Annotated in this window: 20 protein-coding genes; 7 read left to right on the top strand and 13 right to left on the bottom strand. The window is 55.9% G+C overall.

The features are described 5' to 3' along the window. Window positions 1-99 precede the first annotated feature (99 nt). A complete protein-coding gene (locus G6Q29_RS13445) occupies window positions 100-1,488 on the bottom strand; it encodes a sensor histidine kinase (protein ID WP_165465985.1) in 1,389 nt (462 codons plus the stop codon). After that, entirely contained in the window at window positions 1,488-2,165 is a 678-nt protein-coding gene (locus G6Q29_RS13440) for a response regulator (RefSeq protein WP_165465984.1), read from the bottom strand. Before G6Q29_RS13440 ends, G6Q29_RS13445 begins: the two co-directional genes overlap by 1 nt. 203 nt (window positions 2,166-2,368) lie before the next feature. Here G6Q29_RS13440 and G6Q29_RS13435 point away from each other — a divergent pair, with 203 nt between their 5' ends. After that, a complete protein-coding gene (locus G6Q29_RS13435) occupies window positions 2,369-3,205 on the top strand; it encodes a MipA/OmpV family protein (protein WP_165465983.1) in 837 nt (278 codons plus the stop codon). A gap of 128 nt (window positions 3,206-3,333) precedes the next feature. Here G6Q29_RS13435 and G6Q29_RS13430 read toward each other — a convergent pair whose 3' ends face one another. From G6Q29_RS13430 to G6Q29_RS13420, 3 genes are read right to left on the bottom strand one after another with little or no spacing between them, the layout of a single operon-like run. After that, entirely contained in the window at window positions 3,334-4,080 is a 747-nt protein-coding gene (locus G6Q29_RS13430; protein ID WP_165465982.1) for an alpha/beta fold hydrolase, read from the bottom strand. A gap of 10 nt (window positions 4,081-4,090) precedes the next feature. After that, window positions 4,091-4,558, bottom strand: a complete 468-nt coding sequence (locus tag G6Q29_RS13425) for a DUF6130 family protein (RefSeq protein WP_165465981.1) — start codon at window positions 4,556-4,558, stop codon at window positions 4,091-4,093. A gap of 51 nt (window positions 4,559-4,609) precedes the next feature. Continuing rightward, a complete protein-coding gene (locus tag G6Q29_RS13420) occupies window positions 4,610-5,839 on the bottom strand; it encodes an MFS transporter (RefSeq protein WP_165465980.1) in 1,230 nt (409 codons plus the stop codon). A 97-nt stretch (window positions 5,840-5,936) separates the two neighbouring features. Between G6Q29_RS13420 and G6Q29_RS13415 the strand changes: the two genes are divergently transcribed. Then, complete coding sequence (locus G6Q29_RS13415) at window positions 5,937-6,827, top strand: LysR family transcriptional regulator (protein ID WP_165465979.1); 891 nt, start codon at window positions 5,937-5,939, stop codon at window positions 6,825-6,827. On the opposite strand, the gene G6Q29_RS13410 is transcribed toward G6Q29_RS13415, so the two are convergent. After that, complete coding sequence (locus tag G6Q29_RS13410) at window positions 6,824-6,994, bottom strand: YfgG family protein (RefSeq protein ID WP_017383512.1); 171 nt, start codon at window positions 6,992-6,994, stop codon at window positions 6,824-6,826. The genes G6Q29_RS13415 and G6Q29_RS13410 overlap by 4 nt on opposite strands. A gap of 368 nt (window positions 6,995-7,362) precedes the next feature. On the opposite strand from G6Q29_RS13410, the gene G6Q29_RS13405 reads away from it, so the two are divergent. Further along, window positions 7,363-9,603, top strand: a complete 2,241-nt coding sequence (locus G6Q29_RS13405) for an EAL domain-containing protein (RefSeq protein ID WP_165465978.1) — start codon at window positions 7,363-7,365, stop codon at window positions 9,601-9,603. Window positions 9,604-9,607: 4 nt separating this feature from the next. Here the strand turns inward: G6Q29_RS13405 and ppx are convergent, their stop codons facing one another. The 4 genes from ppx to purM all read right to left on the bottom strand — a co-directional run bounded on the left by ppx (window position 9,608) and on the right by purM (window position 15,114). Continuing rightward, complete coding sequence (gene ppx, locus G6Q29_RS13400) at window positions 9,608-11,146, bottom strand: exopolyphosphatase (RefSeq protein ID WP_165465977.1); 1,539 nt, start codon at window positions 11,144-11,146, stop codon at window positions 9,608-9,610. Window positions 11,147-11,149: 3 nt separating this feature from the next. Next, window positions 11,150-13,210: a polyphosphate kinase 1 gene (gene ppk1, locus G6Q29_RS13395; protein ID WP_006811494.1), complete on the bottom strand. Its 2,061-nt coding sequence runs from the start codon at window positions 13,208-13,210 to the stop codon at window positions 11,150-11,152. A 228-nt stretch (window positions 13,211-13,438) separates the two neighbouring features. Continuing rightward, window positions 13,439-14,080, bottom strand: a complete 642-nt coding sequence (gene purN / locus G6Q29_RS13390) for a phosphoribosylglycinamide formyltransferase (protein ID WP_165465976.1) — start codon at window positions 14,078-14,080, stop codon at window positions 13,439-13,441. After that, the gene (purM, locus tag G6Q29_RS13385) at window positions 14,077-15,114 is read right to left on the bottom strand and encodes a phosphoribosylformylglycinamidine cyclo-ligase (protein WP_165465975.1); all 1,038 of its coding nucleotides are present in this window, start codon (window positions 15,112-15,114) and stop codon (window positions 14,077-14,079) included. The genes purN and purM overlap by 4 nt, the downstream gene beginning before the upstream one ends. Before the next feature lie 266 nt (window positions 15,115-15,380). Here purM and G6Q29_RS13380 point away from each other — a divergent pair, with 266 nt between their 5' ends. The 4 genes from G6Q29_RS13380 (at window position 15,381) to G6Q29_RS13365 (ending at window position 19,830) form a co-directional block, all read left to right on the top strand. Next, entirely contained in the window at window positions 15,381-16,811 is a 1,431-nt protein-coding gene (locus G6Q29_RS13380) for a 6-phospho-beta-glucosidase (RefSeq protein ID WP_165465974.1), read from the top strand. 222 nt (window positions 16,812-17,033) lie between these two features. Further along, window positions 17,034-17,660 carry a uracil phosphoribosyltransferase gene (gene upp / locus G6Q29_RS13375; RefSeq protein WP_040074548.1) on the top strand — a complete coding sequence of 209 codons (627 nt, stop codon included), beginning with the start codon at window positions 17,034-17,036 and terminating at the stop codon, window positions 17,658-17,660. Between the two features lie 82 nt (window positions 17,661-17,742). Next, window positions 17,743-19,032, top strand: coding sequence for a uracil permease (gene uraA, locus G6Q29_RS13370; RefSeq protein WP_017692944.1), 1,290 nt, complete (start codon window positions 17,743-17,745; stop codon window positions 19,030-19,032). A gap of 96 nt (window positions 19,033-19,128) precedes the next feature. After that, the gene (locus G6Q29_RS13365; RefSeq protein WP_166792068.1) at window positions 19,129-19,830 is read left to right on the top strand and encodes a DnaA inactivator Hda; all 702 of its coding nucleotides are present in this window, start codon (window positions 19,129-19,131) and stop codon (window positions 19,828-19,830) included. Between the two features lie 80 nt (window positions 19,831-19,910). Here G6Q29_RS13365 and G6Q29_RS13360 read toward each other — a convergent pair whose 3' ends face one another. Genes G6Q29_RS13360 through celB form a run of 3 tightly spaced genes read right to left on the bottom strand, consistent with a single transcriptional unit; the run spans window position 19,911 to window position 23,608 of the window. Then, complete coding sequence (locus tag G6Q29_RS13360) at window positions 19,911-21,329, bottom strand: leucyl aminopeptidase family protein (protein ID WP_165466045.1); 1,419 nt, start codon at window positions 21,327-21,329, stop codon at window positions 19,911-19,913. Continuing rightward, a complete protein-coding gene (locus G6Q29_RS13355) occupies window positions 21,329-22,285 on the bottom strand; it encodes a N(4)-(beta-N-acetylglucosaminyl)-L-asparaginase (protein WP_165465973.1) in 957 nt (318 codons plus the stop codon). The genes G6Q29_RS13360 and G6Q29_RS13355 overlap by 1 nt, the downstream gene beginning before the upstream one ends. 3 nt (window positions 22,286-22,288) lie before the next feature. Continuing rightward, window positions 22,289-23,608, bottom strand: a complete 1,320-nt coding sequence (gene celB, locus G6Q29_RS13350; protein ID WP_165465972.1) for a PTS cellobiose transporter subunit IIC — start codon at window positions 23,606-23,608, stop codon at window positions 22,289-22,291. Window positions 23,609-23,738: the final 130 nt, after the last annotated feature.

Below are 23,738 nucleotides of genomic sequence, written 5' to 3'. Positions count from 1 at the left end.
CAATATAACAAATACGGTAATTTTATTGAAGCAATCTGCGGCATACGTGAAGTAACGCTGCGCTGACACATGTCAGGACGTGTAGCGCCGCGTTTACGTTCATGCGAACGCCGGGTTCGGGAAATCAACGGTCACCATAAGGCCGCCTTCGTCTGAGGTACTCAGATTGACCCTGCCGTTGTGTTGCTGCGTAACGGCTTTAACGATGGCAAGCCCCAGTCCACTCCCGCTTTGGCTCTGATTAGGATCGCGGAAAAATCGGTCGAACACGCGCTCCCGCAGTTCAACCGGGATGCCGGGGCCCGCGTCTGAGACGCGCAGCTGAGCAGACCGATCGCCCGATTGCAGTTGTACCTCAATGCGTCCACCCTCAGGGCTGTACTTCACGGCATTCTCAATTAAATTATCGATCAGCGACACCAGACGTTCCCGAATGCCTGCGACATGGATTTCATCGTCGGCGATGAATTCAAACTCAATTCTGCGCCCGGACGCCAGCGGTTCCAGGGCAGCCATTCGCTCCTGAATAAGCGTTGTCAGCGGCACAGGCGACATCACCGTGCTGATGTGCGCTTCGCTGTGCATCATCAGCAGAAGCTGATTAACGAGACGCGCAGCACGGCTATTGCTGCGAACAATGCCCGCAAGCAGTTCCTGCTGGCTTTCGCTGATGACCCAGGACTGCAACGCCTCGACGTTGATCCGCATCGCGGCCAGCGGCGTACGCAGTTCGTGTGCGGCATCGGCAATAAACATTCTTTCCCTTTCGGCGCTGTCCCGCACCCTGGCCAGAAAGTCATTAATCGCGTCGACCGTCTGGCGAAGCTCCGTGTGTCTGGGGACGGCTTTTAACGGAGAGAGGTCGCTCGGCGTGCGCAATGAAATTTCATTCACCACCTTGTTCCAGGGGCGCATCGCAATGCGGATGGACAGCCACGCGGGGAACAGAAGAAAAGGGATGCATATCATCAGCGGCATGACGTAGTAGCCGCGCGAGTTCAGGTAGATAAAGAAATTCCAGCTCCCGGCCGGGGTAAAGAGGGTGACCTCCACGTCGGAGTGCGCGGATTTGAGGGTACGGCTCGTCCATGTATGGTCCTCACTCTGCACAAGCTGCATGACCCCCAGACGGCTATTTTTTATCGACGTTGGCGCACCATCTGAAGAAAAAATAATCATATCGTGCTTGCGAACAATGAGATTGATTGACAGCTCCGGATCTTCGCCGCCGCCATACCCCTCCCGCAGCGCCTTGCTGAACGCTGTAAGCACATCATTACGCGCCTGCGGACGATCGTCCATACTCTCAACCAGGGAAAACAGGGTTTCGTAAGTCTCACTGCCCGTCAGTATTGGCGGGCTACGCAGGTCTTCCAGCAAAATGAAGGTTAAAAAGAGACACCAGAGCAACGTCAGCAGCAGCATCTGGGCGACCAGCATTCGCCTGACCAGCGTGGGGAGCCTGAGGCGGTGCCACAAATTACGCATCAACCTGTCGCCTTCTGAACAGGTACGGTATCAATGACATACCCAACGCCTCTCACCGTTCGCACAAAGCCATCGCCAATTTTTCGCCGCAGGTTACCCATATGCACGTCAAGCGCGTTGCTGAGGTTTTCTTTCGTGCCAAATATCCTTTCTTCCAGATACCGTCGCGTAAGCACGCGATCGGCGCGCAGCATTAACGTTTCAAGCAGCACATATTCGCTTGCCGTCAGCTCAACGTGGCGAGCGCTCACCGTCACGCGACGGGTCGGAATATGAAGCGATAAACCGCGAATTTCTATTGCCTCGTTTTCATAACCGTAACTGCGCCGCGCAAGGGCTCTCACGCGCGCCAGCAGTTCGGCGAGAACAAAAGGTTTGACCAGGTAGTCGTCTGCTCCTGCATCCAGCCCGCACAGGCGATCCTGTAGCGTGCCTCGCGCCGTCAGGATGATGACGGGGACGCCTCTAAGCTGTTGACGCAGGCGCGTCATCAGGCTCATGCCATCGCCATCGGGCAGCCCCAGGTCGAGCAAAATAAGTTCCGGCACGCAGAGCCCAAGCTGATGCAGCGCATCCTCTTTGCGGCGTACCCATATGGCATCAAATCCTTGATCTGCAAGGGCGATACGCACGCCATTGCCAAGATCCAGGTCGTCTTCAATTAGTAGAATTTTCACATTGGTAACTGTATCAACAGTGCATGAAGAACAACTGAAGAAAAAACGGTAACAGGAATTCTTCAGGGTTTACAGAACCTTCACGTGCTTCAGCCTTTCTTCATTTACGGCTCATAAGAACCTTAGGGTGAGTATTCAGAATGAGCGCTCTGGCGTTTAACACCGCTTGTATCGCAATTATCTGAATCCAAAGGGCTTCTTTAATGAGAAACATCACACTGCGTCATAGTTTTCCCCGTTCACGCATCGGTCGCAGCATGAAAAGCATCTTGCCGGGGGCCGTCCTGGCGTTACTGGCCACTCCGGTCCTGGCGGCAGATCAACCCCAGGGCAACGTGTTAACCCTGGGAGGCGGCGTGGATGTTGCGCCACGCTATTCCGGTTCGGACGAGAGCCGGGTCTCTGCGGCTCAGGTGGTTGATTATGCGATGGCAAATGGTTTTTTTGCCAGCACCACGCGGGGGATCGGCTACGGCAACAGCTTTGGTAAGCTGGACTACAACGCAGCGCTAAGCTATCGCGCAGGACGTAAGGATCGCGATGTCAGCAGCAATTCGATCGACTCCGGCAGCGACGACCTGCGAGGAATGGGTGACATTAAAGGCTCAGCTATCGTTGTGCCAGGGCTGGGGTACAGGGTGACTGACTGGCTGACCGTGCAGTTGCAGGCAGAGGTTCCGGTTTCTGAGAGAGACAATGGTGAGGCTGTGCATTTCGGTATTGCCAGCCCGTTCTATACATCACCGAAAAATGCGTTAACGCTGGCGCTGACCGGTAGCTGGGGAACCAGTAAGTACGTGCAAACCTACTACGGGGTGAATGCCGCCCAGTCGGCCGCATCGGGATTGGCCCGACACGATGCCGGATCGGGAATATATGCGTATTCGCTGAACCTGGACTGGACCCATAAGCTTACCTCCCGCTGGAGCCTGCTTGCCGCAGCTGGCGTTACGCAGCTGACGGGGGATGCGGGCGATAGCCCCATTGTTCAGCGAAAAACGTCTCCTGTGGGAAGTTTGAAGGTGACGTATAGCTTCTGATGGTTAAGAGAGGGGGAAGGCGCGTTTGTGACAAAACCGCACATAACCCCGTTGCAAGAGCCAGATGTGCATAAAGCCCGCAGGATGGCGTGGCCCGAAGTCGGACCGTTCATCATGCGGGTTTTTTATCACTGTTGACCCGATAACGCCTGTTCAATCGTACGGGTAATGACGTCCGGCTGGCTTACCATCGATACATGGCTTGCCGCTACCTCCGTGATGTTGGCGTTGATTTTTTTCGCCATTGCGCGCTCAAGTTCAGGATTGATCATCCGGTCATTTTTGCTGACCACATACCAGCTCGGTTTGTCATGCCAGGCGGCATGCGCGACTTTCTCGCCAAACGCATCAGCCTTAATGGGCCCCTGCGTCGAGGCAATCACATTGCGCTCAGCGTCCTTCACGTCAGGTGCAAAATTTTCGCTGACCGCTTTTGACGGCAGATATAGATACCCCTCTGCCGTTTTAGCGAGGCTGGCGCTCCCTGGCGGAGCCGGGAAGCTGTCTGCCAGTTCTGCCGTTGACTGGCCGGAATCCGGTGCAAAAGCGGCGACATAAACCAGAGATTTCACCCGCGGATTATTGCCCGCTTCGCTGATTACCGTCCCGCCCCAGGAGTGCCCGACCAGCACAACGTCGCCATGAGCCCGGGCGATAGCGCGCTGCGTGGCGGCGACATCATCTTTCAGAGACGTGAGCGGCAGTTGTACCGCAATGACCCCGGTATGATGTTTTTGCAGCCGGGTAATCACCTTATTCCAGCTGCTGCCGTCAGCAAACGCGCCGTGCACCAGCACCACGCTGGTGGTCTCTTTGGCAAACGCACCGGCCGACAGCGCCAGCAGACCCGCCGCAGCGAAAGATAAAACGTTCATCTTCAACTCCTTAAAAGTGATGCACCGCAGCATGCGGCGGCACGGTAAATTCCACGGTTTTGTGGTCGATGGGTTTATGGGTAGGGTCGGCAAGGATGACCGTCACCTTGTGCTTTCCGGCGGGCAGCCCGACCAGAATCACCGGCTCGCCGCTGGTGTCAGCCCAGTGCCAGGGGGCGTCATCCACCACAACGTGAATATGGCCGATACGTGGAGTGACTTTCAGCGCGTCGGGCCCAAATACAGGTTCAATGCGCAGGTTTTCGACCCGGTACTGAATAAAGACCGCCCCTTTACCTGGCGGTCCCGCCAGCGGCGGATCGACGAACAGTTTTGCCGGCGGCTGGGGCTTTTCCAGCGGCGCTACGGCGGCCGGGCCATTAACATCAGCGGCGCTCAGGCCATCCAACGGTGCGGCCAGTGCGCCAGCAAATGACGTCAGCGCAAATACAGGAAACAGGAAATATCGACGAATCATCTGTGTCTTTCCTCATCAGTTCATAATGGCGAGGGACACAGGAGACCATTTTTATGTATCAGGGATGTTTGCTTTTGCGGGCGATTTGTACCGGTTTGTCAGCGTAGCAGCTGGGATACAGTGCGATACAGTTTGTCTGGCGGGGCGGCGCACGAGCACCACTGCTAATCCCAAAATGACCAGCGTCAGTCCTGCGGAAACCCACATTCCGCCTGTTATACCCAGTGACTTATTCAGCCACGCATAGGCAAACGGAGAGGCGGCTGCCATCAGTTGGCCGGGAATAAGCAGCAGCCCGGTGTGGCTGGCATAGCGCTCTGCACTAAACAGCTCCAGGGGTAGCGTCGCTTTGACGATGGTCACAAGCCCGTTAATTGCGCCATAGCCGAACACAAATCCGGCGGCGCACCAGGCCTGCATGTCGCTGCTCAGTCCGATGAGAAAACAAAGCGGCATGGCGAGCGCAGTGAAAAGCGTCAGGTTGAGCGCAGTGAGGCGCGTCCCCGCCAGCACCTCCATAAGGCGCGCGCCGGTCTGCCCCATCCCCCACAGCATGCCGACGGCGACCGGCAAGCCGAAGCTGGCGATAAATTCGGGAAGGTGGGTAGAGGTGCCGTTAGAGACGAAGGTGATAAGCGCAATGAAGGTTGCATAAAGCCAGCCGTTACGCCTGTCATGAGGGGAGACCGGTGCATATGCTTTTGGCTTGACAGTAAAGCGCTGGCGCGGGAACGATCGAAGAAGCAGGGCACTGAGCAGGCCGAACAGGGCGTAGATCCTCAGCGCGTCCTGCCAGCCCATTACGTTTAATAGTGCGTCTCCCAATGGCCAAAAGGCGGCGGACGCCAGTCCACCCGCCAGGGTGATATGAGAGATTGTCCTGCGTGCCTGTTGTCCGTACAGGTTTACCAGAGCGGCAAAAAGCGCATCATACAGTGACAGGCGCATCCCGACGCCAGTCAGCAACCAGGCGCCATACCAGCCTGAAAGGCTGGGCATAGCGGCCATCGCCAGACAGCTTAAGGCGATCAGCAACGTCCCGCTTATTACCACCTTCTGTCCGCCAAAACGTGTCAGCAGAGGAGCGACAAACGGCGAGACAATAGCCATGACCAGCATGGCCAGCGTCAGACCGAGATAAATTTGCGGGGGCGACCAGCCTCTGTCTGCCGCGATGGCATGAGCAAAGGTTCCCGGCATGTAAAAGGAGATCCCCCAGTTAATGAGTTGATTACATCCCGCGTTGATCGCAAGACGACGTGGGAGGGCAGGTGTTTCCATAATTTTTCATTCCGTCAGGCAGTTGTCCCGAGCATACAGGGCGGGGTATCGTGCTGGCAGAGCCGTATCCTTATTAACCGTATAAGAGAAACTTCGCATGACGACGCTCAATCTGGGACATCTCGCCACTTTTCGCCTGGTCGTTCAACGCGGCAGCTTTTCTGCGGCAGCAGATATGCTGGGGATTTCCCAGCCCGCAGTCAGTCTGCAAATACGCCAGCTGGAGCAGTTTCTTCAGACGCGGCTGATTGAACGTACGGGGCGTGGGATCAAAGCCACTGCTGCCGGTGAGGCGCTACGGGTGCACGGTGAACGTCTTGAACTGGCGGTTGAGGAGACAATTCGTTCGGTAAGTGCGTTCAATCAGGAAGTGAGCGGTACCATTACGCTGGGCACGGGCGCGACGGCCTGTATTCATCTCCTTCCACCACTGTTGCGGCAGCTTCGTGAGGAGTACCCCCTGTTACGGGTCGGGGGGACGACGGGAAATACGCCGGATATCGTCAGGGCGATTGAAGAGAATCGGCTGGATATGGGACTGGTCACGCTGCCGACGAGCAGCCGTGCGCTGGCGGTAATGCCCGCGATAGAGGAAGAGTTTGTCTGGATAGGCGCGCAGGTACAGCCGGAAGAAGTGGAACAGTATACGCCAGACTCTTTATACGCTCAGCCGCTCATTGCGTTTGAGTCAGGCAGCGGTACGCGAACGTTGATTGACGGCTGGTTTGAAGCCCGCGGGTTAGCCGTCTCACCGATTATGCAGCTTGGCAGTATCGAGGCCATCAAACGCATGGTGCGTGCAGGGCTGGGCTACAGTATCGTGCCGCGAATGGCGGTGGAGCATGCCGACGACCGGGAGGGATTACGCGTTCGATCGTTAACGCCCGTGCTGCGCCGACAGCTGGCGATAGTGATGCGTCAGGATAAGATCCTCAGCAAAGGGATGGCAGCGATTATTCGGCTGTTACAGCATGAACAGGGGCGTTAGCGCTCGGGCGAATCCACTACAAGACCTGATTGCTGCGACTGAATTTTGTCCTGATGGTGATACCAGGCGCCAATAGAGGAATAAACAAAGCGGCCAAAGAAAAACAGAAAACTGATGAGCAGTATGATGCGGGTCATCCGGGTGTTAAATCGATGTCGTTTTCGCATACGCGTAGCCTGACTCACTTTCTTTTCCTGAGTAAGCCCTTTTGGGCGATGCGGTTATTAAGGCACAGCCGTAAGCCAGGGTCAATTCGGTCAAATGTAAAATAGCGTCAATGCTTACATTAATTTATGTTATTAAAAACAACGATTTTATTTATCGCGTTGATAATTACAGGAAAAATATTCAAAAAAAGCGTAAGAAAGGTGTATTCAGATAATTTAATTTGATTTAGGTCAACGGAATCCCGCCGTTGATATTTAAAATCCCTCCTCCACTGTGCTTGCCAGGAATTTTCCGGGCAACGTGTACGTCAGGTTGGATGCCTGTCTTCAATTACCCTCTGGAGTGCAAGGGTTATAAACGAGCATCTATGAATATTCACCACTTCCTGAAGCAAAATAAAGACCGCTGGTGGGCACTTCCTCTTATTTTACCCGTCGTGTTACTCCCGGTGCTAAGTGCGGCTAATACCTTAACGCAACTGGGTGACGGTATCGTTGCGATCTATTATCTCCCGCTCTCCTTTTTGCTAACGCTGATGTTATTCTTTGGCCTGGAAGCCTTGCCCGGGGTGGTGGTGTCGCTGTTTTTACGTTATTACCCGTCCGTAGGGCTGTTTGAATCCCTTGTCAGCATTCTGCATTTTATCGTCCCGCTGGTGCTTAGCTGGGGCGGATATCGCGTGTTTGCGCCCCGACGCAATATGACGTCTTACGGTGATGGACGCCTGATGGGGCAGCGTATTTTCTGGCAGGTGTTTTGCCCGGCAACGCTTTTTCTGGTGCTGTTTCAGTTTGCGGTTTATCTCGGCGTTTATGAGAGCCGCCAGAGCCTCGCTGGCTTGAATCCCCTTAATATACGGACCCTGATTAACTATCAGGGGCTGCTGGTGAGCGGGCTGACGGGCGTGCCGCTAAGCTACCTGCTGATCCGCCTGATACGTCATCCACGCTATATCAGGGGACTGATGTCCCAGCTCCGCGCGCAAGTAGACAAAAAGGTGACTGCCGTTGAGTTTGTGGTGTGGTTTTTAGCACTGGGCGGGTTGCTGGTTATGCTGCTGCTTCCCATGAATGCAAACAGTTCTATTTTCAGTACCAACTACACCTTGTCCCTGCTGATGCCCGTGATGCTCTGGGGTGCGATGCGCTTTGGCTACAAGTTGATGTCACTCATCTGGACGCCGGTTCTGCTGGTGTCGATTCACTACTTTTATCACTACATTCCGGTGCAGGAAGGTTATGGCATTCAGCTGGCGATCACCTCATCCAGCTATCTGGTTTTTTCCTTCGTTGTGACGTATATGTCGATGCTGGCGACACGCCAGCGGGCCATCAATATTCGCTCCCGCCGTCAGGCTTTTTTCGATCCGGTGGTGCATATGCCCAACCTGCGGGCGCTGTCTCGCGAGCTGACCGCGAATCCGTGGTCGGCACTCTGTTTACTGCGCGTACCCGAGCTGGAGGTGCTGGGACGCAATTACGGGGTGATGCTGCGGATCCAGTATAAACAGCAGCTGGCACAATGGATAAACGGCACCCTTCAGCCAAATGAGCGGGTCTATCACCTCACCGGGTATGACATGGCGGTGCGTCTGGATGCGGCGTCGCATCAACAGCGCATTGAGACTTTGGACGAGCATATCAAGCAGTTCGTTTTTATCTGGGATGGGATGCCGGTACAGCCTCAGGTTGGCGTGAGCTATTGCTATGTGCGCTCACCCGTCAATCATCTTTATCTGGTGCTGGGGGAGCTGGGCATCGTGGCCGATCTCTCCCTCTCAACCAACCACCCTGAGAATCTTCAGCAGCGCGGAGCTGTTCATTTGCAACGTAGCCTAAAAGATAAAGTTGCGATGATGAGTCGGTTACAGACTGCGCTGGAACAGAACGCTTTTACCCTGCTGGTTCAGCCTGTACGCGGGCTGCGAGGCGATTCTTACCACGAGGTGCTGCTGCGGATGCGCGATGACAACGGTGCGTTGATCTTTCCCGAGCAGTTCCTGCCCATAGCACAGGAGTTTGGTTTATCGTCGCGTGTCGATTTATGGGTTCTGGAACGTACGCTGAGTTTCCTGGCACAGCACCGCCATCGCTTACCGGGCCAGCGCTTTGCGATCAACCTCGCACCGTCTACCGTTTACCGGGCGCAGTTCCCGCTTGAAGTAAGCCGCCTTTTAGCCAAATATGCCGTTGAGGCGTGGCAGCTGATCTTTGAAGTGACCGAAAGCAGCGCCTTTGGTCATGCGGATCTGGCGGCATCTACTCTCAGGAAATTACAAAAAATGGGGATACGGATCGCTATTGATGATTTTGGCACCGGCTACGCCAGCTATGCGCGGTTAAAAAGCGTGGATGCCGACATTCTTAAAATCGACGGCGGCTTTATTCGCAATATTGTCAGCAACAGCCTGGATTATCAGATTGTGGCTTCCATTTGCCATCTGGCCCGGATGAAGAAAATGCTGGTCGTGGCAGAATATGTGGAAACAGAGGAGATACGTAGCGCGGTGCACGCGCTAGGTATCGATTATGTGCAGGGCTATCTGATTGGGTTGCCGGCTGAGCTTGATACGTTGCTCGACAAGCAGCCTTCTCATGAGAACGACTGAGCCGTTACGCTGCCGCCTCAGAGCTTTCTTCTTCAATCTTCAGCAGCCAGCCGGTGACCGCTTCCCAGTACTGCTGCTCTTTTTCCAGATCCAGCAGAACCAGCGCGTTCTGGCTAAACCAGTCGTGCGGGAAGCTCAGCGTCCAGTGATAGTCATCCGTTTTTAGCTTCAGCGTCGGCGGCGTGGTGGTCGCCTGTCGTTGATTATTGAGCAACACGCCCAGGCGCAACAGCTGAATGAGCGGCAGGAACTGCTTTTTCTTAAACAGCGTAAAGCGCGGCAAATCGTCGAGCTTGATGGCCTTGCGGTGATAGCGCACCAGCGTTGCCATCATGGTTTGCTGCTCCTGGTTGAAGCCAGGCAGATCGCTGTTTTGCAGAATATAGGCTGAATGGCGATGCATCCCGCTGTGGTTAATGTTCAGTCCCACTTCGTGCAGCATCGCGGCCCATTTTAACAACGCAGCCAGCTGCGGATGCGCCAGCTTCGGGTTCTGCTCCTCCCACTGCTCGTACATCTGAACCGTGGTTTCCAGCACCCGTTTCGCCTGTTCGCGGTCAATGTTGTACTGGTTGGCCAGGCTCTGCGCGGTGCGGCTGCGGATATCCTGATGACGGAAGCGGCCTTCCATCTCATACAGCACCCCTTCGCGCAGGGCGCCATCAGAGAGGCGCAGCTCTTTAATTGCCAGGGCGTCAAACACGCCGCAGAGGATCGCCAGCCCCGGGACAAACACCGCTTTACGTTCGTCAGACAGTCCCGGCAGACTCAGGGCGTCGAAGCTCTTATGCTTAAGCACCTCTTCGGTGAGTTTCACCAGCCGCTCAGGCGTGATAAACCCGTCTTTTTCACCCATCGCCAGCAGCACTTCATGAGCCGCTTTAATTGAACCAGACGCCCCCAGCGCCACGTTCCAGCCCTGAATACGGTACTGCCAGGCCAGATTTTCCAGTTTTTGTACGGCGGCCATACGCGCGCGCTGGAAATTTTCGCGGGTGATGACGCCGCCCGGGAAATACATCTGCGCGAAGCTGACGCAGCCCATACGGCGGCTCTCCACCAGACGCGGCTCGAAATCTTCGCCAATCACCAGTTCCGTGGAGCCACCGCCGATATCTATCACCAGCTTGCGTCCTTTTTCCGGCTGCGTATGCTCCACGCCCATAAAAATCAGGCGCGCTTCTTCGTTACCGGAGATGATTTCAATCGGGTAGGGGATAACCTTTTCCGCGCGCTTAAGAAATTCCGGCGCGTTTAGCGCCTGACGTAGCGTATGCGTCCCGACGATGCAGACGCTGGACGGCGAAAAGCCTTGCAGACGTTCGGCGAACAGCGACAGGCAGTTCAGTCCGCGCTCCATGGCCTCTTCGCTCAGCATATTACGCGCATCCAGACCATCGGCGAGATGCACGCGCTGCTTCAGACGACCGATGATCTGCATCGCGCCATCCACCTCGCGGGCGATGACCATATGGAAACTGTTTGAGCCAAGATCGACCGCAGCGAACTCCTGCGGGCGTGGGGTATTATCGTTTAGTGGCATAGGTTAATCGGGTTGCTCAAGTGATTTGATGTAATCGTAAATCGCCAGCTGTGAGCGTACTTTACGGCGATTGCCGCGCGGCACATAGCGATTACTGAGTTCTTTGTCGATATAACGTGCTTTCACCGTATCACTGAACAGGATCTCAATAATGTCCAGGATACGCTGCTTAAGACGGGGATCCAGCAGCGGTGCCGCCACTTCAATACGGTAATCAATATTCCGCGTCATCCAGTCGGCGGACGAGAGGTATACGCGTTTATCACCGGCGTTATCGAAAATATAGACGCGATCGTGTTCAAGATAGCGATCCACAATGCTGATCACGCGGATGTTGTCGCTGATGCCTTCCAGTTCCGGAATGAGCGAGCACATGCCGCGAATGAGCAGATTTACCGGAACGCCGGAGCTGGAGGCGGCGTACAGGCGGTCCACCAGCCCTTTGTCCACCAGATTGTTGAGCTTCAGCGTAATGCCGGACGACAAGCCGTTCTGCGCATTGGCAATCTCTTTGTCGATCATATCGTACAGCAGGCGTCGCGAGTTCTGCGGGGACACCAGCAGATAATCGAAGCTCACCGGGCGGTACGGGTTCTCAATGAAGTTGAACACCCGACGCACCTCGTTGGTGATGCGCGCATCGGCCGTCAGCAACGAGTAGTCGGTGTAAATTCGCGCGGTTTTCTCGTTAAAGTTCCCGGTACCGATATGGGCGTAGCGCACCACGTCGTCGCCTTCCTTACGGGATATCAGGAACAGCTTGGCGTGAATTTTCAGCCCCGGCGCTGAGAAAATGACGTGCACACCCGCTTCCGTCAGACGGCGCGCCCAGTGAATGTTAGCCTCTTCGTCGAAGCGAGCCTGGAGCTCAACCACCACGGTCACTTTCTTGCCGTTGTGCGCCGCGTGGATCATCGCATCGATGATGCGGGAATCTTTCGCCACACGATAGATGTTGATCTTAATCGCCAGCACGTTCGGATCGAATGAGGCCTGACGCAGCAGTTCCAGCACGTGTTCAAAGGTGTGATACGGATAGTAAAGCAGCACATCCCGTTCACGGATGGCGTCGAACCCGTTGCGGAACTTATCGAACCAGATGTGGCGCAGGCGCGGCAGCGGTTTGTTCACAAGATTGGCTTTGCCAACGTTCGGGAAGCCGATGAAATCTTTGAAGTTGTGGTAACGCCCGCCGGGGATAATGGAGTCGTAGCGGGAGATGGTCAGCTTATCGCGCAGCATCTCCACCATCGCGTCCGGCATATCGCGCTGATAGACAAAACGCACCGGCTCTGCCGTCAGGCGTTGTTTTAGGCTGGAAGACATCAGCTCCATCAGGCTGGCCTCCATCTCATGCACCAGATCGTACTCGGCGTCACGGGTCATCTTCATCGAGTAGGCGTTGAGCGCGTCGTAATCGAAGAAGCCTTTGAAGATATCGTCCAGACAGTAGCGCAGAATATTATCCAGAAGGATCATCGGCTTGCGTCGGCGTGGCGTTTCCGGCGGCAGGTTAACAAAGCGCGGGACTTTATCAGACGGTATTTCCAGCAGCGCGTAGTTAATGGTCTCACCACGAATGATTTCTACTGCCAGATAGGTGTAATCATCCTTCAGGAACTGCACCAGATCGGTTTCACGGTTGATCAGAATTGGGGTGATATGCTGGCGCAGATAATGTTTGAAATAGTGGCGCAGCCAGTTTTGCTGATTCGCGGAGAGCTGACGTTCGTTAATCAGGAAGATTTGGTTACGTGCCATTTCCAGCAGCAGCTCGTTATAGAGGCCATCAAATTCCTGATCGGCTTTCATTACCCGAGACTGGATTTTTCCAAGCAGATGCCGCGAATGGGAGTTTAAGCCCTGTTCTTCGCTGATGATGATTCGGCGTTTTAGTTCGGCAAAGCGAACCTTGTAGAACTCATCCAGATTGTTGGAATAGATGCCTAAAAAACGCATGCGCTCAATCAGCGGGTTGCTTTTATCGGCCGCTTCCTGAAGTACACGTTCGTTAAATGCTAACCAGCTTAGCTCTTTCTCGATATATAACTTTTCCTGACCCATTACAGCTCACACTCCAGTTCAATCACAGGACGTGGTAAATCCGTCTCGTCCTTATTATGGCGAGCATTTCCACGATATGTCCAACAGTGCCAGAAAAGTATGACAGTTATTTTTTTGTTGGGGAATTTAGAGGGTTGGGGGAGGGGGTGTCGGGTGGCGCTGCGCTTACCACGACCTACGGGATCGTAGGCCCGTGCAAGCGAAGCGCCGCCGGGCAATTCAAACAGACTACTCTTCAGCCGCATAACCCTGCGGGGGCAACTTCACGCCGTCCAGCCAGGCTGCGCCGTTGCGCATCTCCAGACGTCCATCGACAAACCAGCTTACCACCAGCGGATAAATGGCGTGTTCCTGCGTCTGTACACGTTGGGTCACGTCGTCTTCGCTGTCGCCGTCAAAGACCGGTACTTTTGCCTGCAAAATTACCGGTCCGCCGTCCAGCTCGTCGGTGACGAAATGCACGGAGGTACCATGCTCATCATCGCCGTTCTCCAGTACCTGACGATGGGTGTGCAGGCCGGGGTATTTTGGCAGCAGGGAAGGGTGGATATTGAGCAGTCGTCCGGCGTAGTGTGCAACAAAAGCCGGGCTCAGGATGCGCATGTAGCCTGCCAGCACCACCACGTCAGGCGCGTAGGCGTCAATCTCCTGCACCAGTTCACGGTCAAACGCTTCACGCCCGGCGAACTGGCTGGCCTCCAGCGCGTGCGCAGGAATGTTTGCTTCCCGCGCGCGCTCAAGGCCGAACGCCTCGGCCTTGTTGCTGAATACTGCCCGAATGGTGCCATTGATTTTCTTCTGTTTGCAGGCGTCTATGATTGCCTGCAAATTGCTTCCGTTGCCGGAAATGAGCACCACGATGTTTTTCATTCAATGACCACACGCTGTTCGGAATCGGAAGCTTTAATCGTACCGATTTTCCACGCGTTTTCACCTTTTTCTGTCAGCAGCTTAACCGCTTTATCCGCTTCGCTGGCGGGCAGGGCGATAACCATACCCACGCCGCAGTTAAAGGTGCGGTACATTTCGTGAGAGCTCACGTTGCCTGCGGTTTGCAGCCAGTTGAAGACGGACGGCCACTGCCATGAGGATGCGTCGATCACCGCCTGGGTATTGTCCGGCAGTACGCGCGGAATGTTTTCCCAGAAGCCACCGCCGGTGAGGTGAGCGATGGCGTGCACGTCGACGTTCGCAATCAGCTCCAGAACGTTTTTCACGTAGATGCGGGTCGGGGCCAGCAGGTGATCGGCCAGCGGTTTGCCGTCCAGGTCGGTGGTCAGCGGATCGCAACCGCTCACTTCGAGGATTTTACGCACCAGAGAGTAGCCGTTGGAGTGCGGGCCGCTGGAGGCCAGCGCAACCAGCACATCGCCGTCAGCCACTTTGCTGCCGTCGATAATTTCTGATTTTTCTACCACGCCGACACAGAAGCCTGCGACGTCATAATCTTCACCGTGATACATGCCGGGCATTTCCGCGGTTTCACCGCCGACCAGCGCACAGCCAGATTGCAGGCAGCCTTCGGCGATCCCGTTAATGACGCTCGCTGCGGTATCCACGTCCAGCTTGCCGGTCGCGTAGTAATCGAGGAAGAACAGCGGCTCAGCGCCCTGTACCACCAGATCGTTGACGCACATCGCCACCAGATCGATACCGATCGTATCGTGACGCTTCAGATCCATCGCCAGGCGCAGTTTTGTACCGACACCATCCGTACCCGAGACCAGCACAGGTTCACGATATTTTTGCGGCAGCGCGCACAGTGCGCCGAATCCACCCAGGCCACCCATCACTTCCGGGCGGCGGGTTTTTTTCACCACACCTTTGATTCGGTCAACCAGCGCATTACCTGCGTCAATATCAACACCGGCATCTTTGTAGCTGAGAGAAGTTTTGTTGGTCACGGCTTAAATCCCCACGCGATTGCATAGCTAGTAAGAAAAATCGGCGCAATTCTAACAGTCCAGGCAAACGTTTGCGAGCCTATTCTCGGCGCGGGGATCTTTTTTTCTGTGCAGGCTATCCTGGGCAACAAACTTGACTCTATTCACGAAAATGAAACCGGTTTCGGCGATCTGCTTGCAACGGCTATCCCCTTTGCACATCATCAAACTGAAACCGGTTTCTGTAACTGTTTTTGCAGAAAATAACGCAGAATGAGGGAAAGCGAATGTCAGGATTTAAAGCAGGTTTTCTGTGGGGTGGGGCCGTTGCGGCGCACCAGCTTGAAGGCGGCTGGAAAGAGGGCGGCAAGGGCGTGAGCGTTGCCGATGTCATGACGGCAGGCGCCCACGGGGTACCGCGTGAAATCACCAACGGCGTGCTGGAGGGGAAAAATTACCCAAACCACGAAGCCATCGACTTCTATCACCGCTATAAAGAAGACATCAAACTCTTTGCCGAAATGGGGTTCAAATGCTTCCGCACCTCCATCGCCTGGACGCGTATCTTCCCGAAAGGCGACGAGCTGGAGCCGAACGAAGCGGGACTCCAATTCTATGACGATCTGTTCGACGAGTGCCTGAAGCACGGCATCGAGCCGGTGATCACGCTTTCCCACTTCGAGATGCCTTTCCATCTGGTGACGGAATACGGCGGCTGGCGCAACCGCAAGCTGATCGACTTTTTCGTTCGTTTTGCAAAAGTGGTTTTCCAGCGCTACCAGCATAAGGTGAAGTACTGGATGACCTTCAACGAGATCAACAACCAGGCTAACTTCCACGAAGACTTTGCGCCGTTCACCAACTCCGGGCTGAAGTACGTGCCGGGAGAAGATCGCGAGCCGGTGATGTTCCAGGCGGCGCACTATGAGCTGGTGGCCAGTGCCCTGGCGGTGAAGGCGGGGCGCGAGATCAACCCGTCGCTGCAAATCGGCTGCATGATAGCCATGTGCCCCATCTATCCGCTGACCTGTGCCCCGGACGACATGATGATGGCGATGAACGCCATGCATCGCCGCTACTGGTTCACCGACGTTCACGTGCGCGGTAAGTATCCGCAGCATCTGCTCAACTACTTTGAACGTCGCGGCTTCGCGCTGGATATCACTGAAGAAGATAAAGTTGCGCTGACGCAGGGCTGCGTGGATTACATCGGGTTCAGCTACTACATGTCTTTCGCCACCAAAGCGACGGCAGATAATCCGACGCTGGACTACGACGAGAGCAAGAGCCTGGTTTCTAACCCGTACGTACAGAAATCGGACTGGGGCTGGCAGATCGATCCTGTCGGGCTGCGCTACTCCCTGAACTGGTTCTGGGATCACTATCAGCTGCCGCTGTTTATTGTGGAAAACGGCTTTGGCGCGATCGACGTGCAGGAGAGCGACGGCACGGTGAACGACCAGTACCGCATCGACTACCTTTCCGCACACATCCGCGAGATGAAAAAAGCGGTGGTGGAAGACGGCGTAGATCTGATGGGCTATACCCCGTGGGGCTGTATCGACCTGGTCTCTGCCGGCACCGGTGAAATGAAAAAACGCTACGGCTTTATCTTTGTCGATAAAGACAACGAAGGGAACGGCACCCTGAACCGCAGCAAGAAAAAGTCGTTCGACTGGTATAAGCAGGTGATTGCGAGCAACGGGGATAACCTGTAATAGTCGGGTGGTGCTAACGCTTACCCGACCTACAATACAATACACGTAGGATCGCGTAGGCGTAGCGCCACCGGGCAGAACCCCGCACCCAAGCCGGAGCTTTGCCTCCGGCTTTTTTGTCTTTGATTGACGTATGTCAAGCAAGATGGGTATGGCGCAATCCGAAAAAAGCGGTATAATCCCGCGATTTTTTTGCGGATGCCACCTCAGAGGAGAAAGAGAATGAAGATTGTGGAAGTGAAACACCCACTCGTTAAACACAAGTTGGGCCTGATGCGTGAGCATGACATCAGCACGAAGCGTTTTCGCGAACTGGCTTCTGAAGTGGGCAGCCTGCTGACCTACGAAGCGACCTCTGATCTGGAAACGGAAAAAGTGACCATCGAAGGCTGGAACGGTCCGGTACAGGTTGAGCAGATCAAAGGTAAAAAAATTACCGTGGTGCCTATCCTGCGTGCCGGTCTGGGCATGATGGAAGGCGTGCTGGAGCACGTGCCAAGCGCGCGTATCAGCGTGGTGGGTATCTACCGTGACGAAGAAACGCTTGAGCCGGTCCCGTACTTCCAGAAGCTGGTTTCTAACATCGACGAGCGTATGGCGCTGGTGGTTGACCCGATGCTGGCGACCGGTGGTTCGATGATCGCCACCATCGACCTGCTGAAAAAAGCCGGATGCAGCAGCATTAAAGTGTTGGTCCTGGTCGCAGCGCCGGAAGGTATTGCAGCGCTGGAAAAAGCGCACCCGGACGTCGAACTGTATACCGCATCCGTTGACCAGGGGCTGAACGAGCACGGGTATATCATCCCGGGGCTCGGCGATGCCGGCGATAAGATTTTTGGTACTAAATAATCGAATAACGATAAAAAAGCCGACTTTGATAGTCGGCTTTTTTTTGAATAAAAACCAACAATGACACTCAGAGGAAAACACTATGACGCGCCGTGCTATCGGGGTGAGTGAAAGACCGCCGCTTTTACAGACAATCCCGCTTAGTTTGCAGCACCTGTTCGCCATGTTTGGCGCAACCGTGCTGGTGCCAATCCTGTTTCACATTAACCCGGCTACCGTACTGCTGTTTAACGGCATCGGTACGCTGCTTTACCTTTTCATCTGTAAAGGCAAAATCCCGGCCTATCTCGGGTCGAGCTTCGCGTTTATCTCGCCGGTGTTATTGCTGCTACCGCTAGGTTATGAAGTGGCCCTGGGCGGCTTTATTATGTGCGGCGTGCTGTTCTGCCTGGTCTCCTTCATCGTGAAGAAAGCCGGTACGGGCTGGCTGGACGTGATGTTCCCCCCTGCGGCGATGGGCGCCATCGTTGCCGTCATCGGCCTGGAGCTGGCGGGCGTGGCGGCGAACATGGCTGGGCTGCTGCCTGCGGACGGCCAGTCCCCGGATTCCAAAACCATTATCATCTCGCTGGTGACGCTGGGCGTGACGGTATTCGGTTCCGTCCTGTTCCGCGGCTTTATGGCGATTATCCCGATCCTGATCGGCGTGCTGGCGGGTTACGCGCTCTCCTTCGTGATGGGCGTTGTGGATACCACGCCGATTGCCGAGGCGCACTGGTTCGCGCTGCCAACCTTCTACACCCCGCGCTTTGAATGGTTCGCCATTTTCACCATTCTGCCTGCCGCGCTGGTGGTGATTGCGGAGCACGTCGGCCACCTGGTGGTGACGGCGAACATCGTGAAGCGCGACCTGATCCGCGATCCGGGCCTGCATCGCTCCATGTTTGCCAACGGTTTCTCCACCATCATCTCTGGTTTCTTCGGCTCCACGCCAAACACGACTTACGGTGAGAATATCGGCGTAATGGCGATCACCCGCGTCTACAGCACCTGGGTTATCGGCGGCGCGGCGATCATCGCCATTCTGCTCTCCTGCGTCGGCAAGCTGGCGGCGGCGATCCAGATTATCCCGGTTCCGGTGATGGGGGGCGTTTCCCTGCTGCTGTATGGGGTAATCGGTGCCTCGGGTATTCGCGTGCTGATTGAATCCAAAGTGGATTACAGTAAGGCGCAGAACCTGATCCTGACCTCCGTTATTCTGATCATCGGGGTGAGCGGTGCTAAGGTTCACATCGGCGCGGCAGAGCTGAAAGGCATGGCGCTGGCGACCATTGTGGGCGTCGGCCTGAGCCTCATATTTAAGCTGATCTCGGTGATCCGCCCGGAAGAGGTGGTACTGGACGCGGACGAAAGCGAAAAAGCGCCACACTGATCGTCATGCCGGGCGAAGGATCGCCCGGTTCTCTCCTTGCAGGTTCCGTGTTAAACTCCATTCCGATTTTATGTAAGATCTCTGGTTGAGGTATTTCTGAACGGACCGGCACAGCTCTCTCTGCCACTTTATCTTCCTGACGACGAAACTTTCGCGAGTTTCTGGCCGGGTGATAACCCCTCTTTACTGGCTGCACTGCAAAACGTGCTGCGCCAGGAACACAGCGGATACATCTATATCTGGTCACGCGAAGGCGCGGGACGCAGCCACCTGCTGCATGCCGCCTGTGCGGAGCTTTCGGCGCGCGGTGACGCGGTAGGCTATGTGCCGCTGGATAAACGCACCTGGTTTGTGCCTGAGGTGCTGGAGGGCATGGAACATCTCTCCCTGGTCTGCATCGATAATATCGAATGCGTGGCGGGGGACGAACCGTGGGAAATGGCGATCTTTAACCTCTACAACCGCATTCTGGAGTCGGGCAAAACCCGGCTGCTGATCACCGGCGATCGTCCGCCGCGTCAGCTTAATCTTGGGCTGCCGGATCTGGCGTCTCGTCTGGACTGGGGGCAAATCTACAAGCTCCAGCCGCTGTCGGATGAAGATAAGCTTCAGGCGTTACAGCTGCGTGCAAAGCAGCGTGGGTTTGAGCTGCCGGAAGACGTGGGCCGTTTCCTGCTCAAGCGTCTGGACAGGGAAATGCGCACGCTGTTTGATACGCTCGATCAGCTCGATCGCGCTTCCATTACCGCCCAGCGCAAGCTGACCATTCCGTTTGTGAAAGATATCCTTAAGCTTTGAGTGTTTTCGCCCGTTGGCGCTACGCTTACCGGGCCTACAGGTGCTCTTTGTAGGCCGGGTAAGGCGCAGCCGCCACCCGGCTAAAGATCCCCCATCAGGTGTTCAACCAGCAGTGGAATCGGTCTTCCTGACGCCACGCTCCGTCCCCCTTCGCGCCACAGCGCCGTGCCGCTGATATCCAGATGCGCCCACGGGATTGTCGGCGGGCAGAAATGGTGCAGCAGCCACGCCGCCGACGCGCTTATCGCCGCATTGTTGGTCGGCGTATTGCACAGATCGGCAATGGCGCTGTCGGTCTGCTTTTTCAACCGGGCGTCCAGCGGCAGGGACCACACTTCATCGCCGCTCTGTTTTCCCGCCAGCGTCAGCGCCGCGCGCAGCGGTTCGTTCTGCGTCATTAGCCCGCTCAGCTCATACCCCAGCGCTTTCACCACTGCGCCCGTCAAGGTCGCCATATCAATGATAAAGCGCGCCTGAGGATGGCGCTGACTCGCCCAGGCGATAGCGTCTGCCAGCACCAGCCGGCCTTCGGCATCGGTATTATTGATTTCGACGGTGGTGCCGTTGCAGGCCCTCGCCACCGTTCCGGGCTGCATGGCGTTAGGGCCGATGGCGTTTTCCGCCAGCGCCAGCACGCCCATAATGCGCACGGGTAATGCCAGCTCCGCAACGGTCAGCATCAGCCCGAGCACGTTAGCCGCGCCGCACATGTCATATTTCATGGTGTACATGCCCGCGCCTTCCTTCAGCCACAGGCCGCCGGTGTCAAAGGTAATGCCTTTTCCCACGTAGCAGCGTACCGGGCCATCAGACACGCCGTTATAGTGAATAGCCAGCAGACGCGGCGGGCAGGTCGCCCCTTTGCCAACGGCATGCAGCAATCCAAGCCCTTGCTCAACGATTTGCGTTTCATCCAGTACGTCACAACGTAGGGCAGGGAAGGCGGCACACAGTTTTTGTGCCTCTTCAACGACAAACTGCGGCGTGCAGCGGTCAGACGGCATATCAGCCAGACGTCGCGCCGCAACCATGCCGTGGGCGATAGCTTGCTGTTGGCGGAAGAGTGTTTCCAGCTTCGCCTGCTGTTCCGGCAGGCAGAGGGCGGTGATGTGCGCGATACGAACGGCATCGTCGGTTTTCTTTAGCTGCAAATCGCTCAGCCGGTGCGCCTGATTAAAGAGAAAACGTAGCACCTGGGCCAGCACCACATCGTCGATATTCGTCACGTCCAGCACGACATCAGTGCTGACGGGAGTGGCAATCATCGGTCGCAGGGCGGCAATCAGGCCTTCAGTCAGGGCGTCATGCCAGAGCGCGTCCGGTAGCAGGGTGAGGCGCGCAAACGGCGCGCAGCCAAAGCGCGTGTCCGCGATGCCGTCGGACGCGCGCATTTCTGTGACAAGCGCCGTTTCGGGCAAAAGCGTACAGGAGGCGGATGCAATAAAATGGCTTTGCGGCTTCGCGTCAGAAAGCGCATTGATAAACTGACAGGCGATCATCATGACTCCTCAATCGGCGCGCGGATCCGCGCGGCATAGGCCTGCATCCACTCATCATCTACCGCATGATAGTGTGTTTTCTCCCGCAGGCGTTCGGTACGATAAACCGTGAGAGGCTGACGGTCCGTCGCCACCACAAACGAGAAGGTTTTGATGTTGGTCGCGGCGCCAAATTCTCCTTTATTGTTCATGCACACTACGGAGAGGTCGCCCGCGCGGCCAAAGCGTGACATCAGTTTGTCTTCCAGTTCGAATACGACCGAATCCGCTGCCTGCTGCGGCGACATACCTTGCGCCATCCGGCGAACAATTTCGTAGCTGGTGCAGCCTTTCATCAGATCTTCGCCGACCCCCGTGGCGGTGGCCGCGCCGGTTTCGCTGTCGCAGTAAAAGCCAGAGCCGATGATGGGAGAGTCACCGAGGCGACCACGTTTTTTCATAAACAGGCCGCTGGTGGAAGTGGCGACGCTCATCGAACCCTGTTTATCGAGACCGATAATACCGACGGTGTCATGTCCGTCGTAGGGGCTTAACCCCTTGTCCAGCGTCTCGCGGCAGCGCTTGCGGTAGTGCTGCATGGCGCGATCCGTAAGCATGGCTTTTTCGGCAAAGCCCTGGCTCAGTGCCCATTCCCGCGCGCCCCGGCCGACCAGCAGGCTGTTGTAACGCTGGCGGCTGAGCGCCTGCGCTACGCGCACCGGGTTGGCGATATCCACCAGGTTACCCACGGCACCAAACGCCAGCGTGTCGCCGTCCATATACGCCGCGTCCAGCTCTACCTCGCCGTTTTCGGTCGGCAGTCCGCCGTAGCCGACGGATTTATACAGCGGGAAGTCTTCCACGGCAGCGACGGCATCGACAACCGCTGCTGCGACCGGTTTCCCCTCTGCAAGGGCAGATGCAGACTCCGTTACGCCTTCAAGCGCCATTCGCCAGGTGGCGATAATTCCCCACATGCTTTACTCCTGTTTTGCAAGGGTGGTGTCGGGTTGCGTAGCGGCAGTCAGTTCCGCGGCGCGGTACTGTTTATCCACGATACGCATAAAAGGCAGATACAGCATGGCGCCAATCAGCAGGTTGATAAGCTGCATCACGCTGCCGCTCAGGTGCCCGGTGACGATAAAGCCGCTGATAACTGGCGGCAACGTCCAGGGGATAAACACCCCGGTGGTGACGGCGACCGCGCCAATTTTCATCGCCAAATACTGCACGGTGACCAGTACCAGCGGCACCAGGTTGAACGGGATGAGCATGATCGGGTTCATGATCACCGGCAGGCCAAACAGGATCGGCTCATTGATGTTAAATACTGAGGCCCCTGCGCCGAGGCGCGCCACTTCTCGCATGTTTTTACTGCGGGCGAAAATCAGCATCGCTATCACCAGCGACAGCGTGGCGCCCGCGCCGCCCATCCAGATCATGTCAAAAAACTGTTCGGTGATGATGTGCGGCGGCGGCGTGCCCGCCTGAATCGCGGCGATGTTGTCGGTCTGGTTTTCCATCCACAGCGGACGAATAATGCCGTTGATCATCGAACCTGAGTTAATGCCCACTGACCACAGAATGGTGATGCTGAATACGGTCATCAGCGCCCCGAAATAAGAGGTGCCGTAGTGGCGCACCGGCGTGGCGACCACTTCATAGATAAACTGATGGATGGTGTTGTAGTGGGTGTTTTCGAAGAGGATGCGGATGCCCAGCACCAGTATCATCACCAGCAGGGCCGGGATCAGCGCCGCGAAGGACTCCTGCACCGCAGGAGGCACGCCGTCCGGCATTTTGATGACCAGCTTTTTGCGCTTTAGCCAGCAGAACAATTCCGTCCACAGCAGCGAGCCGATCATCGCCACAAACAGCCCCTTGCTGCCAATCCACTCTACCGGTATGACGGTAATGCCGCCGTTTTCCGCCACTTTGATAAACGGCGTCAGGATTAAAAATGCGACCAGTGCCAGGATGCCGCAGGAGATACGGTCCTCGCCATAGTGCTCGGCCAGGCGGTAGGCGACCAGGAAGCTGATAAACAGCGACATGGTCGAGAACACCGCATTGAACGGAATTTCGATAATCGCGCTCCAGCTCTCACCAAAGGCCTGAGACATAAATTGCTGATAGGCCTGGTTGGGGAAGGAGGAGATCACCAGCAGGATGGAGCCGACGATGATAAACGGCATGAATGAAACGTAGGCTCCACGAATGGCGCCAAGATGGCGCTGCTGGGCCGTTTTCGCCGCCAGCGGCATCAGTTTTGCTTCAAGAAATCCCAGAACATTGTTCATTGTGAACTCCGTACAAGATTGAGAGGTGTTGTTTATGTTATGTCTGTGGATTATCAGTGAAGCGCGGGGAGCGAAAGGTGAAATCGGTCACAAAGCGTTCGCAGTTACATAATAAATCTCACAAGATTGG

The sequence above is a fragment of the Enterobacter cloacae genome, assembly GCF_011078175.1.
GTDB lineage: Bacteria > Pseudomonadota > Gammaproteobacteria > Enterobacterales > Enterobacteriaceae > Enterobacter > Enterobacter cloacae_Q.
The sequence above is the reverse complement of the archived record's forward strand: the minus strand, read 5'-3'. Positions and strand labels throughout refer to the sequence as shown.

Coding starts and splice junctions, on each gene's coding strand:
- G6Q29_RS13405 (WP_165465978.1), top strand. CDS start 7,363: ATGAATATTCACCACTTCCTGAAGCAAAATAAAGACCGCTGGTGGGCA.
- G6Q29_RS13410 (WP_017383512.1), bottom strand. CDS start 6,994: ATGCGAAAACGACATCGATTTAACACCCGGATGACCCGCATCATACTG.
- ppk1 (WP_006811494.1), bottom strand. CDS start 13,210: ATGGGTCAGGAAAAGTTATATATCGAGAAAGAGCTAAGCTGGTTAGCA.
- G6Q29_RS13360 (WP_165466045.1), bottom strand. CDS start 21,329: ATGATCGCCTGTCAGTTTATCAATGCGCTTTCTGACGCGAAGCCGCAA.
- G6Q29_RS13445 (WP_165465985.1), bottom strand. CDS start 1,488: ATGCGTAATTTGTGGCACCGCCTCAGGCTCCCCACGCTGGTCAGGCGA.
- ppx (WP_165465977.1), bottom strand. CDS start 11,146: ATGCCACTAAACGATAATACCCCACGCCCGCAGGAGTTCGCTGCGGTC.
- G6Q29_RS13355 (WP_165465973.1), bottom strand. CDS start 22,285: ATGTGGGGAATTATCGCCACCTGGCGAATGGCGCTTGAAGGCGTAACG.
- G6Q29_RS13380 (WP_165465974.1), top strand. CDS start 15,381: ATGTCAGGATTTAAAGCAGGTTTTCTGTGGGGTGGGGCCGTTGCGGCG.
- G6Q29_RS13420 (WP_165465980.1), bottom strand. CDS start 5,839: ATGGAAACACCTGCCCTCCCACGTCGTCTTGCGATCAACGCGGGATGT.
- G6Q29_RS13435 (WP_165465983.1), top strand. CDS start 2,369: ATGAGAAACATCACACTGCGTCATAGTTTTCCCCGTTCACGCATCGGT.
- celB (WP_165465972.1), bottom strand. CDS start 23,608: ATGAACAATGTTCTGGGATTTCTTGAAGCAAAACTGATGCCGCTGGCG.
- G6Q29_RS13430 (WP_165465982.1), bottom strand. CDS start 4,080: ATGAACGTTTTATCTTTCGCTGCGGCGGGTCTGCTGGCGCTGTCGGCC.
- G6Q29_RS13425 (WP_165465981.1), bottom strand. CDS start 4,558: ATGATTCGTCGATATTTCCTGTTTCCTGTATTTGCGCTGACGTCATTT.
- purN (WP_165465976.1), bottom strand. CDS start 14,080: ATGAAAAACATCGTGGTGCTCATTTCCGGCAACGGAAGCAATTTGCAG.
- upp (WP_040074548.1), top strand. CDS start 17,034: ATGAAGATTGTGGAAGTGAAACACCCACTCGTTAAACACAAGTTGGGC.
- uraA (WP_017692944.1), top strand. CDS start 17,743: ATGACGCGCCGTGCTATCGGGGTGAGTGAAAGACCGCCGCTTTTACAG.
- G6Q29_RS13415 (WP_165465979.1), top strand. CDS start 5,937: ATGACGACGCTCAATCTGGGACATCTCGCCACTTTTCGCCTGGTCGTT.